Source organism: Pandoraea captiosa (assembly GCF_902459775.1).
Lineage (GTDB): Bacteria > Pseudomonadota > Gammaproteobacteria > Burkholderiales > Burkholderiaceae > Pandoraea > Pandoraea captiosa.
Genome location: NZ_CABPSQ010000006.1, coordinates 18,290 through 33,077, shown reverse-complemented (window position 1 = coordinate 33,077; position 14,788 = coordinate 18,290). Strand labels below are relative to the sequence as shown.

General features: G+C 64.9%; 13 protein-coding genes and 1 pseudogene. 1 reads left to right on the top strand and 13 read right to left on the bottom strand.

Annotated features, from left to right (window positions below):
• Positions 1-26: 26 nt before the first annotated feature.
• The 8 genes and pseudogenes from dxs to PCA31118_RS27555 form a co-directional block, all read right to left on the bottom strand.
• Positions 27-1,931 carry a 1-deoxy-D-xylulose-5-phosphate synthase gene (dxs, locus tag PCA31118_RS16515; RefSeq protein ID WP_150626227.1) on the bottom strand — a complete coding sequence of 635 codons (1,905 nt, stop codon included), beginning with the start codon at positions 1,929-1,931 and terminating at the stop codon, positions 27-29.
• Positions 1,932-1,953: 22 nt separating this feature from the next.
• The gene (locus PCA31118_RS16510; protein ID WP_150626226.1) at positions 1,954-3,027 is read right to left on the bottom strand and encodes a 2-aminoethylphosphonate aminotransferase; all 1,074 of its coding nucleotides are present in this window, start codon (positions 3,025-3,027) and stop codon (positions 1,954-1,956) included.
• A gap of 47 nt (positions 3,028-3,074) precedes the next feature.
• A complete protein-coding gene (aepY, locus tag PCA31118_RS16505) occupies positions 3,075-4,262 on the bottom strand; it encodes a phosphonopyruvate decarboxylase (protein ID WP_150626225.1) in 1,188 nt (395 codons plus the stop codon).
• Entirely contained in the window at positions 4,255-5,973 is a 1,719-nt protein-coding gene (gene aepX, locus PCA31118_RS16500) for a phosphoenolpyruvate mutase (protein WP_150626224.1), read from the bottom strand. Before aepX ends, aepY begins: the two co-directional genes overlap by 8 nt.
• Positions 5,970-6,734: a phosphocholine cytidylyltransferase family protein gene (locus PCA31118_RS16495; RefSeq protein WP_150626223.1), complete on the bottom strand. Its 765-nt coding sequence runs from the start codon at positions 6,732-6,734 to the stop codon at positions 5,970-5,972. Before PCA31118_RS16495 ends, aepX begins: the two co-directional genes overlap by 4 nt.
• Before the next feature lie 15 nt (positions 6,735-6,749).
• The gene (locus tag PCA31118_RS16490; RefSeq protein ID WP_150626222.1) at positions 6,750-7,772 is read right to left on the bottom strand and encodes a flippase-like domain-containing protein; all 1,023 of its coding nucleotides are present in this window, start codon (positions 7,770-7,772) and stop codon (positions 6,750-6,752) included.
• A complete protein-coding gene (locus PCA31118_RS16485; protein ID WP_425495372.1) occupies positions 7,773-8,522 on the bottom strand; it encodes a HalD/BesD family halogenase in 750 nt (249 codons plus the stop codon).
• A 114-nt stretch (positions 8,523-8,636) separates the two neighbouring features.
• Positions 8,637-9,326: pseudogene (locus tag PCA31118_RS27555) on the bottom strand (CDP-alcohol phosphatidyltransferase family protein); the annotation flags it as partial.
• Positions 9,327-9,716: 390 nt separating this feature from the next.
• Here PCA31118_RS27555 and PCA31118_RS16480 point away from each other — a divergent pair.
• The gene (locus PCA31118_RS16480) at positions 9,717-10,481 is read left to right on the top strand and encodes an SDR family oxidoreductase (protein WP_150626221.1); all 765 of its coding nucleotides are present in this window, start codon (positions 9,717-9,719) and stop codon (positions 10,479-10,481) included.
• Between the two features lie 129 nt (positions 10,482-10,610).
• Here PCA31118_RS16480 and PCA31118_RS16475 read toward each other — a convergent pair whose 3' ends face one another.
• From PCA31118_RS16475 to PCA31118_RS16455, 5 genes are all read right to left on the bottom strand, one after another.
• A complete protein-coding gene (locus PCA31118_RS16475) occupies positions 10,611-10,958 on the bottom strand; it encodes a hypothetical protein (RefSeq protein ID WP_150626220.1) in 348 nt (115 codons plus the stop codon).
• A 209-nt stretch (positions 10,959-11,167) separates the two neighbouring features.
• On the bottom strand, positions 11,168-11,518 hold the full coding sequence (locus PCA31118_RS16470) for a cupin domain-containing protein (RefSeq protein ID WP_150626219.1): 351 nt from the start codon (positions 11,516-11,518) through the stop codon (positions 11,168-11,170).
• A gap of 73 nt (positions 11,519-11,591) precedes the next feature.
• Positions 11,592-12,431, bottom strand: coding sequence for a siderophore-interacting protein (locus PCA31118_RS16465; protein ID WP_150626218.1), 840 nt, complete (start codon positions 12,429-12,431; stop codon positions 11,592-11,594).
• Positions 12,431-13,114 (bottom strand): PadR family transcriptional regulator, encoded by a 684-nt coding sequence (locus PCA31118_RS16460; protein ID WP_150626217.1) that lies wholly within the window; start codon positions 13,112-13,114, stop codon positions 12,431-12,433. Before PCA31118_RS16460 ends, PCA31118_RS16465 begins: the two co-directional genes overlap by 1 nt.
• Before the next feature lie 463 nt (positions 13,115-13,577).
• On the bottom strand, positions 13,578-14,375 hold the full coding sequence (locus PCA31118_RS16455; protein ID WP_150626381.1) for a transporter substrate-binding domain-containing protein: 798 nt from the start codon (positions 14,373-14,375) through the stop codon (positions 13,578-13,580).
• Between the last annotated feature and the right edge of the window lie 413 nt (positions 14,376-14,788).

The window sequence follows — 14,788 nt, the reverse complement described above, 5'->3', positions numbered from 1 at the left end:
CGCATGACGGGCGACATCAGGACCCGTTACACCGCTTCGACCTTGCCACCCAGCCGCTCGGCCAGCGCGCGGCGAATCGATGCGGCGATACCCGGCGCGTCGAGGCCGACGGAGGCGAGTTGCTGCGCGGGCGTTCCCTGATCGATGTACGTGTCGGGCAGGCCCAGTTGCAGCACCGGTACCAGCACGTTGTTCGCATTCAGGGCTTCGATGCACGCCGTGCCTGCACCCCCCATCACGGCGCCCTCTTCCAGCGTCACGACGAGATCGTGCGTGCGGGCCATGTCGAGCACGGCAGCCTCGTCGAGCGGCTTCACAAAGCGCATGTTGACCACACTGGCGTCGAAGTCGCCCGCGACCTGTTCCGCCAGCGCGACCATCGAGCCGAATGCCAGAATCGCCACGCGACGACCCGCCGGGGCGGCGCTTTGGCGACGCGTCTGCGCCCGGCCCACGGGCAGCGTGGAAAGACCGGTTTCGGTCTTCACACCCGGGCCGGTGCCGCGCGGATAGCGCACGGCGCTCGGCCCCTCGATGCCCAGCGCCGTCTGCAACATCTGACGGCACTCGTTTTCGTCGGCAGGTGCCATGACCACCATGTTCGGCACGCAGCGCAGGTAAGCCATGTCGTAGGCGCCCGCGTGCGTCGCGCCGTCCGCACCGACCAGACCGCCGCGGTCGATCGCGAAGACGACGGGCAGGTTCTGCAAGGCCACGTCGTGTATCAACTGGTCGTAGCCGCGTTGCAGGAACGTCGAGTAAATCGCCACGACCGGCCTGAGGCCTTCCGTGGCTAACCCGCCGGCGAAGGTGACGGCGTGCTGTTCGGCAATGCCGACATCGTAGTAGCGATCCGGGAAGCGCTTCTCGAACTCGACCAGACCGGAACCCTCTCGCATCGCCGGCGTAATGCCGACGACGCGCGGGTCTGCCGCCGCAGCGTCACACAGCCATTCGCCGAAGACCTGCGTATACGTCTTCGCCGAGACGGTGCCCGGGGCGGCCGGACGAATGCCTTCGCTCGGATTGAATTTGCCCGGGCCGTGATACAGCACGGGATCGGCCTCGGCGAGCTTGTAGCCGCGGCCTTTGCGCGTGACGACGTGCAGGAATTGCGGGCCTCGGAGCGCCTTGATGTTCTCCAGCGCGGGGATGAGGGCGTCGAGGTCGTGACCGTCGATAGGGCCGAGGTAATTGAAGCCGAATTCCTCGAACATGGTGCCGGTCGGCGAGACGATCGCCTTCGCATGTTCTTCGAGCTTGTGGGCAAGCTCGCGCATCGGCGCGGGCGCATTGCGCAGCAGCTCACGCACGCTTTCCTTGCCCGCCGAGTAAAACTGGCCGGACATCAGGCGCGTGAGGTACTGATTGAGCGCACCCACGGGCGGCGAGATCGACATGTCGTTGTCGTTGAGCACGACGAGGAACGGCAGATCGTCATAGACGCCCGCGTTGTTCAGCGCCTCGAACGCTTCGCCTGCCGTCATCGCGCCATCGCCGATCACGGCAATCGCGTGACGCTTCTCACCCTTGACTTTGCTGGCCAGCGCCATGCCGAGCGCGGCCGAAATCGACGTGCTGGAATGCGCGGTGCCGAACGTGTCGTAAGGCGATTCGTCGCGCTTCGGAAAGCCCGACAGCCCTTGCCACTGACGCAACGTCGGCATCGCTTCGCGCCGGCCGGTCAGAATCTTGTGGGGGTAGGTCTGATGGCCTACGTCCCATACGATCCGGTCGTTGGGCGTGTCGAAGACGTAATGCAGCGCAATCGTCAGTTCGACGGTGCCCAGGTTCGACGACAGATGCCCGCCGGTGCGCGAGACGTTCTCGAGCACGCAGGCGCGCAGTTCTTCGGCCACACGTCGCAATTCGGCGCGCGACAGGGCGCGCAGTTCGGTCGGGGATGAGAGGCTGGCTAGCAAATCGGTCATGGCTTGGCGTGCGTCCCGAGGCTTACTTCACCAGTCTGGCGAAGGAGGCCAGCAGGCGATCGATGTCGGCGGCGGTGAGGTTGCCCATCGTCGAGATACGGAACAGTTCCTTCGACAGACCGCCCTGGCCGGCGTAGATCACGAAACCGTCGGCCTTGAGCCAGTCATGCAGGCGCGGGTAGTCGACACCCGCCGGGAGCTTGTACGCGCGCAGCACGACCGACGATTCGTTCGGCGGCAGCACGCTGTCGATGCCCAGCGCAGCCAGACCGGCACGGGCCTGTTCAGCGAGTGCGCCGTAATGTGCATGACGCTTTTGCCAGCCGCCGGCGTCGTCCAGTTCACGCAGGGCTTCGACGAGCGCGTAGTAGGCCTGCACGGACGGCGTGAAGGGCGTGTTGCGCTCGGCTTGCAGCTTCGCAAGGCGCGCGATGTCGAGGTAGTAGGTGCGGCTGTGCGCCTTGGCGAGCGCGTCCTTGCGCACGAGCACGAACGACACGCCCGGCACGCCGTGCACACACTTGTTGGCCGTCGCGGCGACCGCCACGATGCCCGAATCGTTGAAGTCGATGGCCTCGGCGGCGAAGCTGCTCACGCCGTCGACCAGCAGGTCGATGCCGCGCTCGCGGCAGGCGTGGGCAATGCCCGTCAGGTCGTTCAGGCGGCCCGTCGTGGTTTCGTGGTGGATGATCGCCACGTTCGTGTACGGGCGCTCACTCGACGCATCCAGTTTGGCGACGATCTGCGCCAGATCGGGCGCCTCCATCCATTCGAAATGGATCACGTCGTGCTCGATACGGTACTGCTTGGCGATCTGCGAGATGCGTTCGCCATACACACCGTTCTCGACGATCAGCAGGCGACCGTTTTCCGGTACGAGGCCGGCGGTCATGCTCTCGACTGCCGCCGTGCCCGAACCGGTCATGAGCACCGGCGTCCATACCGCCGGATCCAGTCCGTAGACGGCGGTTAGCCGCGCACGGGCTTCGTCTTGCAGGTCGAAGAATTCAGGCTCGCGGTGGCAGAGATCGGGTTGCAGCAGGCTCTTGCGAACGCGCTCGGTCAGCGTAACGGGGCCCGGATTCAGTAACAGCATGGCGAAGCTTCCTCGGCAGATGTCGTTCAAAGGGAAAAGGGGGGCGCTCAGGCCGGCGCCTGAGCGTGGTGTGCAATGTGGGCCATCAGACGCGATTTGACGGCTTCCGGCGTGACGCTCGGACGTGGCAGGCCGTCGGGTGTGCCCGGACGGGTGCTCAGGCAAGCGAAGCGGGGGCCATCGTTCAGGCTGGCGCTGCGGCCGTCGAACAGTCGTTCGATGACATCGAGCGTGTCGCCTTCGAGCGCAAGCGCATACCCGCTCGCAGCGGCCACCCCGGCGAACGACACCGTCGGCGATACCGTGGCCTGTGCACCGGTCGAGTCGTGCGACGCGTTGTCGAGCAGCAGGTGCACGAGGTTCGACGGACCGTAAGCGCCCAACGTCGCGAACGCGCCCATGCGCATGAGCGCAGCGCCGTCACCGTCGAGCGCGACCACGCGCAGGTCGGGACGTGCCAGTGCCAGGCCCAGCGCGAGCGTTGTCACGCAGCCCATCGAGCCCACCATGTAAAGCTGGTTGGCGCGGTCGTCGAGCGCGTAGAGTTCGCGTCCGCAAAAGCCGGTCGAGGCGAGCACCACGGTGCCGTCGAGCGGCGTGTGCGCGATGACGCGGGCAAGGGCGTCGCGCCGCGTAGGCATCTCCGATGGCGCGACACCGCGCATGAGGGACACCGGCGCGGGTTGTGCCGGTCGTGCCGGGCGCTCGGCAGGTTGCAGCGGGAACGGCGCCACGCTGCCTTTTTGCATCACGAGTGCGTAGGGGCGGCCGGTCTCGTCCATGTGACGCACCGCTCGCGCCAGCGCCGGACCGATGGCATCGGGCTCGGTGGGGAACAACTCCCACGGCACCTCCATCAGGTCGAGCATGGCCGGGGTGATCGGTCCCATGAGCGCATGTTGCGGCTCATCGGTGATGCCCGGCTGGCCACGCCACGTTACGATCAGCAACTGCGGCAGACGGAAGGTCCATGTGAGCGACGTGAGCGGGCTCACGGCATTGCCGAGACCCGAGTTCTGCATCATCGTCACCGCGCGTGCGCGGCTGCCGACGCCTGCCGTGACGCCCGCCGCGATGGCGACGGCATCACCCTCGTTGGCGGCCGACAGGTAGTGCAGGGTCGGGTCTTGCAACACGTAGTTGATGAACGGCGTGAGAAACGAGCACGGCACGCCGGTGTACCACGTGAAGCCGTGCTCGCGCGCGGCTTCAACGAACTGTCCTGCCTCAATCACCTTGCGTCTCCGGAGCAACACCGGCCAGCGGCGTCTGACCATGGGCGAAGTCTGCCGCACGGCGGAACTCTTCCATGTCGTTCACGCCGCGCCAGTGACCATGCACGTATTGCACTTCGATGTTGGCGCCATCGGCTGCCAGCGCGTTTATCAGTTCCGGCATGCCCAACTGGTCGAAGTCGGCGCGCGCCTGCAAGGCGGCGAAGACGCGTTGCAGTTGCGCACGGCCGGCTTCGCCGCGCACGCCGAGCAGGCCGATCCAGCGGCCGTTCGGGGCGCGACCGGCGTCCGAGCTCTCACCGCTGATTTTCTCGAGCCGCACTTGTTGGCCGAACAGGCCGCGATCGTCGCCCGACGAGCAGTACGCGAAGTCACGCACGCTGGCGTTGGCCGCATTGACCGCATTGGCCGCTGGTGCGGCGGTGGAATCGACCACGACGGTGAAGTCGGCGTCGCTCTCGACCAGATCGCGCACGATGTAGCTGCGAAACAGCAGGTCGCCGTACGAAATCACGGTGTCTTGCGCGAAGGCGTTGGCCACACGCGCGAGCGAGGCCAACTCACCCGTCTCGGCGTGCCGCTCGTTGATCGCGAGCGTGATGCCGGCCGTGTCGATGGCGTCGGCGCGATAGCCGCCAACGACGGTGATGTCGTTCACGTTCTGCTTCTTGAAGCCGTCCACCAGCCAGCGCAACAGCGGCTTGCCGGCGACCGGCAACATGACCTTCGGACGATCCGTCGTCACGCTCTCGAGGTTCTTGCCGCGGCTCGCTGCGAGCACGATGGCCGAGCGCGGCGCGTTGGCGGCAGACAGGTAGCGGTCTTCGGCCTGGGTGTACTCGTCCGCGTCCTGCAGGCGGAAGATCTCGTCGACGGTCGCAATGCGATCTTCGACGTTCACGAGCGTTTCGTTGCGATAGATCTCGGCGGCCACGTTCTGCATGGCCGAGGTGGCTGCGCGCAGGAGGTGGTTCGCCCAGATCACGAGGCTGATGCCGGCTTCACGAAAAACGTCGGTCGGTGTGCTGTAGTACTTCGTCGGCACGATCACGAGCGGGCAGCGGTTGTCCCATTCGCGGGCGAACTGGACGATTTCGTCGGCACGCTTGAGCTTGCTGTGGATCAGAATTGCGTCGGCGCCGGCCTGACGATAAGCCTCCGCGCGGCGCAGCGCTTCTTCCATGCCCCAGCCGGCGATCAGCGCTTCGACGCGGGCGACGATCGAGAAGTCGTCATCCGCCTGCGAATCCTTGCCCGCCTTGATCTTGCCGCAGAACTCGTCGATATCGGCCAGCGGCTGACGCTCGCCGCCAATGAAGCTGTTCGTCTTCGGGAAGACCTTGTCCTCGATACACACGCCGGCAATACCGCGTTGCTCCAACTTGCGCACCAGACGTCGCATGTTGTTGAAGTTGCCATAGCCGGTGTCGCCGTCGAGCAGGATCGGCAGATCGCTGGCGTCGGCCATGAATTCGAGGTTGTCGACGACCTGCGTCCAGCTCGCTTCGTTGTTGTCGCGCACGCCGAACTGCGCCGAGATGGTCAGGCCGGAGGCCCAGATGCCCTTGAAGCCTGCTTCACGCACGATGCGTGCGGAAATGCCGTTGTGGGCTTCCATCAGAAATTCGAGCTGGTTGCTGCGCAGCATGGCGCGCAACTGCGCCGCGCGTGTCGCGCTCGGCGGGAGGGAGAATGCGTCGGGAGCGTTCATTCGGACACCATCGTGAGCGGTTCAAGTTGCGGCAGCACTTCCTCGGCGGCACGCTTCACATCTTCAGGGTAGTCGATTTCGATCCACGGAAAGCCGGTCACATCGGCCGTTTCGAATTGCGCGCCGCGCTCGAGCAGCAGGTCGCGCACGGCTTCTTCGTGCGGCATCTTGGCGCGGCCCGATTCGACGTAATCGCGCGTGATCTCCGCCAGACGCGCGGCCGTGGCCTCGTTGAATCGGAAAAAACCGACGGATTCGCCCACCGTGTCGTATTCCAGACCGACCATGACCTGCTTGCGCAACTCGACGGGCACGCCATCACGCAGGCACAGCTTGACCGGCTCGTCGCCCACTTCGAAATCGCGGTCGATCAGCAGGCGGTTCGCGGTCTTGCCCGCAACGAGCGCGTTGAAAATGCGCTGGTCGTAGAGCACGTCCGCGTCCATGACGAGCACGTCGCCCCCGGCGGTCATCGCCTCGGCCGTGACATGCAGCGTCAGCACGCTGCCCAGGTTGAATTCCGGGTTGAGGTAGATCCTGGGGCGCGGCGTCCAGTTAAGACGGTCGAGTTCCCGGCTGACTTGCTCGTGATGAAAACCGAGCGCGAGCACGACGTCCGTGATGCCGGCCGCGGCCAACATGCGAAGGTGGCGCTCGAGCAGCGACATGCCGTCGAACTTCAACAGGCACTTGGGCGACTGCTGGTCTTCGGGCTGGAGCAAACGCAGGCCCATGCCTGCTGCGAGAATAATGGCCCGCATGGTCGATTTCCTTCTTTAGAGCGGTGCAGTATCCGTGGCGGTCGGCAGCGACACGCTTTGTTGCGCGGCGCGTTGGCGGCGCCAGCCACGTTCGGAGAAATGCAGATAGACGAGGCCCGGCACGCCGAGCAACAGCTCGCGCGTACGCTTGGCCAGCGACAGGGCAAGCGCGGCGTCGGCCGGCAAACCCACGAGCGGGGCGAGCAGCAGATAGCCACCTTCCTGCACGCCGAGCGAGCCCGGCACGAAGAAGGCAGCGCCGCGAATCGCCTGCCCGAGACTTTCGAGCAGCAGGGCGTCGACCCAGCTCACCGGATGCCCGATGAATTGCAGGATCAGCCAGACCTCGGCGGTGCCGACGATCCAGCCCACGAGGCTCAGCGCGAAGCTGGCCAGGACCTGACGGCGATGGCCGTACATGCGCTGCACGATCTCGTCGACGGCGTCGGCACGATCGAGCAGCGACGACCAGTCCCGCTTGGACGACATCTTCGAGAGCATGCGAAATGCCCAGCCGAAAATGCCACGACGTTGCGCGACGTAGAACGCATATAACAGGGCGGAGACGAGCGCCGTGGCGAGCACCATCGGCAGCCACAGACTGTCGCCCGCGCTGTGCGACGCGCCGATGCCGAACACGGCCAGGCCCAGCAGCGCAAAGACGATTTGCGCTACGGCTTGCAGCGTGGTGCTGACGGTGATGGCGGCGGCGGCTTCACGACCGGCCATGCCGCGCTGCTTCATCTGACGCACCATCGCGATCGGCCCGCCGATCTGACCGGCCGGCAGCAGGCTGTTGACGGACTCACCGACCCAGCGGGTCAGCGTGGCGCGCCCGAGCGTACACGACTTCGGCACCAGGACCTGAATGGCAGCTGCGTCGAGCACGAGCGGCAGGAGGTGGAAGGCGGCAATCGGCAGCAGGCCCCAGCCGGCGATCGCCAGCGTGGACATCACCGAGCCCGTGCCCTGCCAGATCAGCAGGGCGACGAAAAGGGCGAAACCGAGGGTGAGTGAGACGATAGCGGTTCGGTTCATTTAGCGTTTCGTCCGTCCCAAAACCTGACGAAACACTTGCCGGAAACCGAAATAGGCAATGGCGTCCTTCATGTTGGAAATGAAGCGCTGCCAGGTGCCCATGCGCGGGTCGGTCACATACTCGAACGTGAGCGAGATGCGCTCCTCGTTGTCGCCGAGCGGCGTGATCCGGTGATGCAGTTTGTCCCCGTCGAAGAACACCAGCGCGCCCGGCGGATACGCCACGGCGCCATCGACTTGCGGCACGCCTGGATTGCGCGTGTGCAGCCGATACTCAAGCTTGCAGCTCGATTGATCCACTACGCCGAGCAGCAGCGTATAGCGGCGCCCCTTGTAGTAGGAGGTGTCATAGTGCCAGCCGATGTGATCGCCCGGACGCGTGTAGTAATACAGCGCGTACGCGTGCGGGTCGTCCTGCGGCGACGGCAGCAGTTTCTCACCGGCCAGACGCTCCAGAAATCGCATCAGGGCGGGCGAGCGGTACAACTCGGCCACGAACGGGGCAAGCTCGTCGAGCGTATGGCGGCTCACGCTGCCTCCCTGCTTGTGACCGGGCAGGTAATTCCGGTTGACGTTGGGCGTGACCGCCCGCGCTGCGGCGATCAACTGCGCCGTGACGGACGCCGGCAGGAACTTCTCCATATAGACGAAGGCGTCCTGCGACTTGAATTCGCGCGTCACGCCATCGATGTCGATGGCATCAAGCGCGCGCTCGATTTCGGCGTCGGCAGCGAAGGCGGCGGGCGCCATCGGCTCGATGGTGTTGGCGTGCGGCGTGGCGTCGGCGGCATCCTTCGCTCCCGCCACTCCCGCCACTCCCGCCACTCCCGCCACTCCCGCCGCAACTGTCTTGACGGGCAGCGGGCGACGCATGACGCGCACATAATCCGCGATCACCAGCAGCGCGAACAGCGGTGCGCCGATCGCGGCCGCGATCAGGAACCCGCGCGTGCCGTCGAACAAGGTGACGAGGGGCATCAGATACAGCACATCTTCCGTCTCGAAACCGCCAATGGCGGCCTGCTTCGTTCCCGCTTTGCCCACGCGATCCTCGATGCGCATGCGCAGGAAGAAAATCAGTGCGACGGCGACACCGGCGATCCAGCCCAGCGTCGAGGCCGACAACGGCACGGGCAACGGATATTGACCGGGCGCGGCTGCGGCGACGCCCATGCCGATGCCGCCGAAGAGCAGCACGGTCACGAGGGCGTCGGAAGCCAGGTCGTACAGGTGACCGATACGGCTGGTCTTGCCGCTGATGCGGGCAAGCTCACCGTCCGTATGGTCGATGAAGTTCGAGAGCACGAGCAGGATGGCGCCCAGGTTGGCCATCGCGTAATTGCCCTGTGCGAATGCCCACGTGCACGCCAGTCCGACGATCAGCCGGACGGTCGTGAGGTGGTTCGGCGTGACCGGCGTATCGACGAGCGGCGTAACAAGCCAGCGGGCGAGGCGTGCGTCGTATTGACGCGGGCGCGCAGGCACCGGACGTGCGTTTTTGCTAGTAGCCGGCGCAGCAACTGGCGCCGAAATGACTTTCGGTATCGTTTCCATGAGGGGGGAATATATACCCATAAGGCGGTAATGTGCAGTGCACTTAAAACACCTGTCTTTACCGCGACAACCTTGGTGATTCAGGGCATTGACGCGCGAGAAAACCTCGCGCCGCGCTGCGAGCCGACGGTTCCGAAGTTCTCGCCGTCTGCCCCTGTTTGAAGGCTAGTTGATAGGCGTTCCGAGTTCGCGATTATATTCCGCAATAGACCATTTCGCTTTCGTGCCGCCCGGCGTCGTTTTGACGCACGGCGCACGCCCGATGTGGCAGGTTTCGCGGGTTTTGCCTTAAAAAACGACTTTTGGTCGGTATAGCGGTGTTTGGACGATGCGCGGATAATGACGATCCCGTTCGCCATTTTGCGGCGTTGTCCGACCGCATCTCTCTCAATGTCCCAAACCATTGCCATTCTTACCGGTGCCTCCCGTGGACTTGGTGCCGCGCTCGCACGCGGTTTGCTCACGCCGGGCACCCATCTCGTGACGCTGGCCCGTCGTACGGACGACGAACTTGCCGCGCTTGCCAGCGCACAGGGCGTCACACTGGAGCAGATCGCCGTCGATCTGGCCGACACCGAAGCCGCCGCAACGACCGCTGAGCGCATCTTTGCCTCGCTGCCGCGCGCCGCCACCCCCGCCGCACGTTATTTGCTGATCAACAATGCCGGCACGGTCAACCCGGTCGCCAATTCCGCAGCGTTGACGGACCCGGCGGCCATCGGCGCCGCCTTCGCGCTGAACGTGACGTCCGTCATGTTGCTCACGGCACGCTTTCTCACCGCTACACAGGGGCTCGCGGCCAAGCGCCAGATCGTGAATATTTCGTCGGGCGCCGGGCGCAATCCGAATGCCGGCTGGGCGGTCTATTGCTCGACCAAGGCCGCGCTGGATATGTATACGCGCGTGGTCAACGCGGAGCATCGCGAGCACGGCGTGCAGGCTGTCTCGCTCGCCCCCGGGGTGGTCGACACGGGCATGCAGGAGACGATCCGCAGCAGCAGCGTCGAGAGTTTCCCGGCGCTGGCGCGCTTTCAGGCGCTCAAGTCGAGCGGCCAGCTCGCCTCGCCGGAGGATGTCGCCCGTCGCATTCTGGCGCTCACCGAGCGTGACGACTTCGGCCAGACCGAAATCGACGACATTCGCAATTACGCGTAAAAAAAGCACCGGTCGGCATGTTCGCCGGCCGGTGCCAGCCCTCCTGAGCGTTGCGGCGACCCGCTGTCTTGCGCGCCCGACGCTACAGAGGTACCTGATGCACCTGATGCATCTGCTGCACCCGCGCGCTTATTGCTCCGTGCTGGTGATGAAAACGCTGCCGTTGCGCTCCGGCGCATACAGGATCAGCGTGGGCGCGTGGATGTCGAAGGCGCGCTCGCAGGCTTCTCCGAAGGAATCGAACTGCACGGCCCAGGCGCCGTTGCGCACGTAACAGTGCGTGATAGCGTCGGTGCGCCGGTCGAACTCCTGCCCCAGAAACACGCCTTGCGTGTAACACCAGACGACGAACCCGTGAAAGTCGGCTTGCTCCGGCGCGCGAAAGACGCGCCAGCGGGCATCGTCCCGTCCTGCCTGACGCGCCGTCGCGCCCGCTGCCCAACGTTCGAAACCGTCGTGTCGTTTGCGTTGCTCCATGTCGTCGTACCCCCTATGGGTGAACCGCCCTCCGGGTGCCGAAATTCGACATCCCCGGGCGCGTTTTCATAGTCGGAATTTGTTCCCGGCATTTCTATCAGGCAATTCCGAAAGACAGCCGGGAATTTCTCCAAAGGAACAACGGGAGCGGCAAAAAGCGGGACGTAGAGTGGACGGTGAGCGGCGCGGACAGGCCCGACCAAACCGTGTCAGTCGTAGTGAATCGCCAGCCAGACGGTGGTTTCGCCTTGCGCAGTCCAGGCAACCCGATGGCGCCGGCCCGCGTCGATCGTGACGGTATCGCCGGGACGCATGACGAGCGTCTGGCCCGGCGAGTCCTCGAAGGCTAGCCCGGCCGCGCCGCTCAGCAGCGCCACCCATTCGTGCTGGGGCTGGTCGTACCAGAAGCCGGTGGGCGACGCCTGTCCCGTCGAGACGATGCGCTCGACGCGCATGCCTGGCCGCGCGATCAGCGTGTCGAACTGTTCGGCGGCCGCCGGATACGGGCGCGACGGCAAGCCGGTAAACAGATTCGTCCGGGGCAGCAGGGGTTTATCCATACTGTGCAAGCGTTCTTCCTTCAGTGGTGGGTAGAAAGCATACACGGGCTGCCCCTGGCTCGGTTGTGCGGATTCAGTCGTCCAGATTTTCGTGCACGGCTGCGTCGCCGCGGCGCCAGTAAGCCGCCGCCTTGACCCATTTGGGATTGAGTCCGCGCGTCTCGACGAGGTGACGTCGAACGGCCTTCGCGACGCCGGCCTCCGCCGCCACCCAGGCGTGCAGATCGCCGGGGGGCAGGGTGGCGACCTCGAGTGCGTCGATCAGTGCGGTGCTCTGTCCGGCCGGCGTGCCTTCGCGGTAGATCCATTCCACGACGACGTCGGCTTCACTCGGAAAACGCAGCCGATCCGCCGGGCCATCGACTTCCGCGAAGACGAAGACGAGCGCCCCGGCCGGCAGCTCGGCCAGACGTCGCGAGATGGCGGGCAGGGCCGTATCGTCACCGATCAGAACGTAACTGTCGAAGTTCATGGGGATGATGAACGATCCGCGCGGGCCACCGACACCGAGCTTGTCACCCGGTTTTGCCGAGCGCGCCCACGCGGTGGCAGGGCCGGACTCGTGCATGGCGAAGTCGATGACGAGCGTCCTGGTCTCGGCGTCGAACCGGCGCGGCGTGTAGTCCCGCATCAGTCGCGGGGCTTCGCCGGGGGCTGGTTTCGCGATCCCCTCGGGGCCAATGCGAGGCACGCTCAGCTCACCGGTCGCCGGATTCGGGAAGAAGAGTTTGACGTGATCGTCGAAGCCGGGGCTGCTGAAACCCTCCAGGTCATCGCCGCCAAGGGTCACGCGCAGCATGTTCGGCGTGAGCGCGTCAACGCTGCGCACCTCCAGCACGCGCAGGCGAAGTTCGTGGCGCACGCGTTGTGGCGTGCGATCGGGGGTGACGTTCGGTGCAGCGTTGTCTTGCATCAGAGTCGCTCCAGTTGTTGTGCTGCCGCGTCGAGAATCGCGGCGAACGCGTTGGCCTGTTCGGTCGTGAGCGGCTCGCCGCCCAGCCGCAAATGCACGGCATATTTGAAGTTATGCAACGCCCGCATGACTTGCGGCGGCATGTCTTCCGAGCGCTCGCGACGGCTCGCGAGTCGTGCCAGCAGTTCGGTCACGGCATCCTCGTTTTCGGCCAGATACTCGCGGCCGGTGTCGGTGATTTCGTACGACTTGCGCTGGCTGTCGCCGGTGTTTTCCTGCACACGGATGTAGCCCATTTCTTCGAGCAGCGTAAGCGTGGGATAGACGACGCCAGCGCTCGGGCTGTACGTTCCGTTCACGCTTTCCTCGATGGCTTTGATGAGTTCGTAACCGTGGCGCGGTTGCTGCGCGATCAGGTGCAACAACACCAGACGCAGGCCACCATGGCTGAAAAGCCGACCACCGCCACGTCCGCCCCGGCCCCCGCGCTCTCCACGCTCTCCACGCTCTCCACGCTCTCCACGCTCCGAGCGGCCTTCGTCGCTACGTCCGAACCGGCCTTCTCCAAACCCCTCATGTCCACCGCGCCGTCCATGACGCCCACCGCGTCGTTCGTCGCCAAAATCCATTCTGTCGAGGTCCAGCGGGCCCCGGCCCATGAAATCGCCACGTGATCCACGCATGATGCGACTCCTTATCGATGTAGTTAAGACGTGTTTACGATATATCTAAATTGCATCGAAAGCAAAATTATTTTTGTGACAACTTTCGAATTCGAATGGAAGCCGCTGCCAGATAGGGGTTTCGGTGAGGTTCGGTGCCGCAGCCGGTATATCGAAATTGTCAGAAAACTATATCGAAATGGACAATTCGATAGGGGGCGGACGTTGGCGCAGTGGGCAATGTGAGGCGTGCGGAAGACGCTGCCGCTGGCGGAATGACGTTGGCGACCGGGGGGATGATCGCGTAGTTGGCGTGAGGGAGTGGATGGGGCCGATGACGTTGGCGGACGACGATGGCCTTTGTGAGGGGGCGATGATGGATTGCGACGCCGATGCGGGGCCGAACATGGGCCGATGAGCCGCTAGACCCGCCGACAGCGAAGCCTGCCGCGCGCCGGAGTGCGGACGCGCGGCGATCCCACGCTTACTGCAATGGCGGCAAATCCGTCTGGAGCCACTTTCGATAGCGCTTGTTCAACTCGCCGTTGGCGGTATTGCGTGTGACGAAGTCGTTTACGCTGGCCAGCAGTTCGGGCTGATTCGGACGCATCGCGATACCCATTGCCTGCTGCAGCAGGTTGAACTTGGGCTCGAACTGGCCCGGGGCGCGCGTGTTGATGACGTTGGCGACCGTCACCGAGCAACCGATGGCATCGACCTGGCCGGAGAGCAGCGCCTGCATGGCGGCGGCGTCGTCATCGAAGCGGCGAATTTCGGTGCCTTCCGGGGCGGTTTTCGTCACGGCGGTGTCTTGCGTGCTCGCACGCGCCACGCTCACGCGCAGCCCTTTCAGATCGGCGGCCGACTTGATCGAGGTGCCTTTCTTGCCCAGCAGAAGAATCGTCGCGGCCGCATACGGTTTGGAGAATTGCACCTGTTTGGCGCGCTCCGGCGTAATCGCGAGCGATGCGACGAGCACATCTACCTTGCCGGAAAGCAGATAGGGAATGCGGTTCGGCCCCGTGACCGGCACGAGGTTGAGCTTCACGCCGAGATCGCTGGCCAGCAGTCGGGCGACGTCGGCGTCATAGCCATCGGGCTGCGCCTGCGCGTTCGTCGTGCCATACGGCGGAAAATCGATCAGCATGCCGACATTGAGCGTGCCCTTCTTCTTGATGTCTGCGACCGTTTGCGCGTGCGCGGGTGTGGCGAAAAGAGAGGCGGTGCTTGTGAGCACGCTGCCAAGCGTGCCGCCCAATGAGCCGACGAACCCGGCAGGCATTGCGGCGACACCGAGCGTGGCGAGGAAATTGCGTCGGGACCGCCCACTGCCGTTACCCGAGGGCGTCGGGCGTTGGCCGGGGCGACTCGACGACGACTCGACATGAGCCGGGTGACGCGAAGACTTGCGTGTCATGCGGAATCTCCTGTGTTCGCGAAGACGTCGCCAGTGGCGTGCATGTCGGGAAGGTACCAACGACGCGGGGTGAGCGCTGGTGACGCGGAATGTCCCGAGCGATGGTAGCGGCCGGTGTGGGAAGCGTCCACTCCGCACAAACCCCAGAGAAAACCCTGAGTCGCTGGGTAACGAATCGAGAGCGGAGCGGGTGAGCGGCGCGCGCGAACGTAGCCGAGGACCACGAAGTCGAGCGTCGCTTCTCGACGAGCGATGCGCAACGCGCAAACGGTGTGGAC

Excerpts from the sequence above, each read along its gene's own strand:
- PCA31118_RS16475 (WP_150626220.1), bottom strand. The coding sequence starts at position 10,958 with ATGGAGCAACGCAAACGACACGACGGTTTCGAACGTTGGGCAGCGGGC.
- PCA31118_RS16470 (WP_150626219.1), bottom strand. The coding sequence starts at position 11,518 with ATGGATAAACCCCTGCTGCCCCGGACGAATCTGTTTACCGGCTTGCCG.
- PCA31118_RS16510 (WP_150626226.1), bottom strand. The coding sequence starts at position 3,027 with ATGCTGTTACTGAATCCGGGCCCCGTTACGCTGACCGAGCGCGTTCGC.
- PCA31118_RS16480 (WP_150626221.1), top strand. The coding sequence starts at position 9,717 with ATGTCCCAAACCATTGCCATTCTTACCGGTGCCTCCCGTGGACTTGGT.
- PCA31118_RS16485 (WP_425495372.1), bottom strand. The coding sequence starts at position 8,522 with ATGGCGCCCGCCGCCTTCGCTGCCGACGCCGAAATCGAGCGCGCGCTT.
- PCA31118_RS16465 (WP_150626218.1), bottom strand. The coding sequence starts at position 12,431 with ATGCAAGACAACGCTGCACCGAACGTCACCCCCGATCGCACGCCACAA.
- aepX (WP_150626224.1), bottom strand. The coding sequence starts at position 5,973 with ATGAACGCTCCCGACGCATTCTCCCTCCCGCCGAGCGCGACACGCGCG.
- dxs (WP_150626227.1), bottom strand. The coding sequence starts at position 1,931 with ATGACCGATTTGCTAGCCAGCCTCTCATCCCCGACCGAACTGCGCGCC.
- PCA31118_RS16495 (WP_150626223.1), bottom strand. The coding sequence starts at position 6,734 with ATGCGGGCCATTATTCTCGCAGCAGGCATGGGCCTGCGTTTGCTCCAG.
- PCA31118_RS16455 (WP_150626381.1), bottom strand. The coding sequence starts at position 14,375 with ATGCCTGCCGGGTTCGTCGGCTCATTGGGCGGCACGCTTGGCAGCGTG.
- PCA31118_RS16460 (WP_150626217.1), bottom strand. The coding sequence starts at position 13,114 with ATGCGTGGATCACGTGGCGATTTCATGGGCCGGGGCCCGCTGGACCTC.
- PCA31118_RS16490 (WP_150626222.1), bottom strand. The coding sequence starts at position 7,772 with ATGAACCGAACCGCTATCGTCTCACTCACCCTCGGTTTCGCCCTTTTC.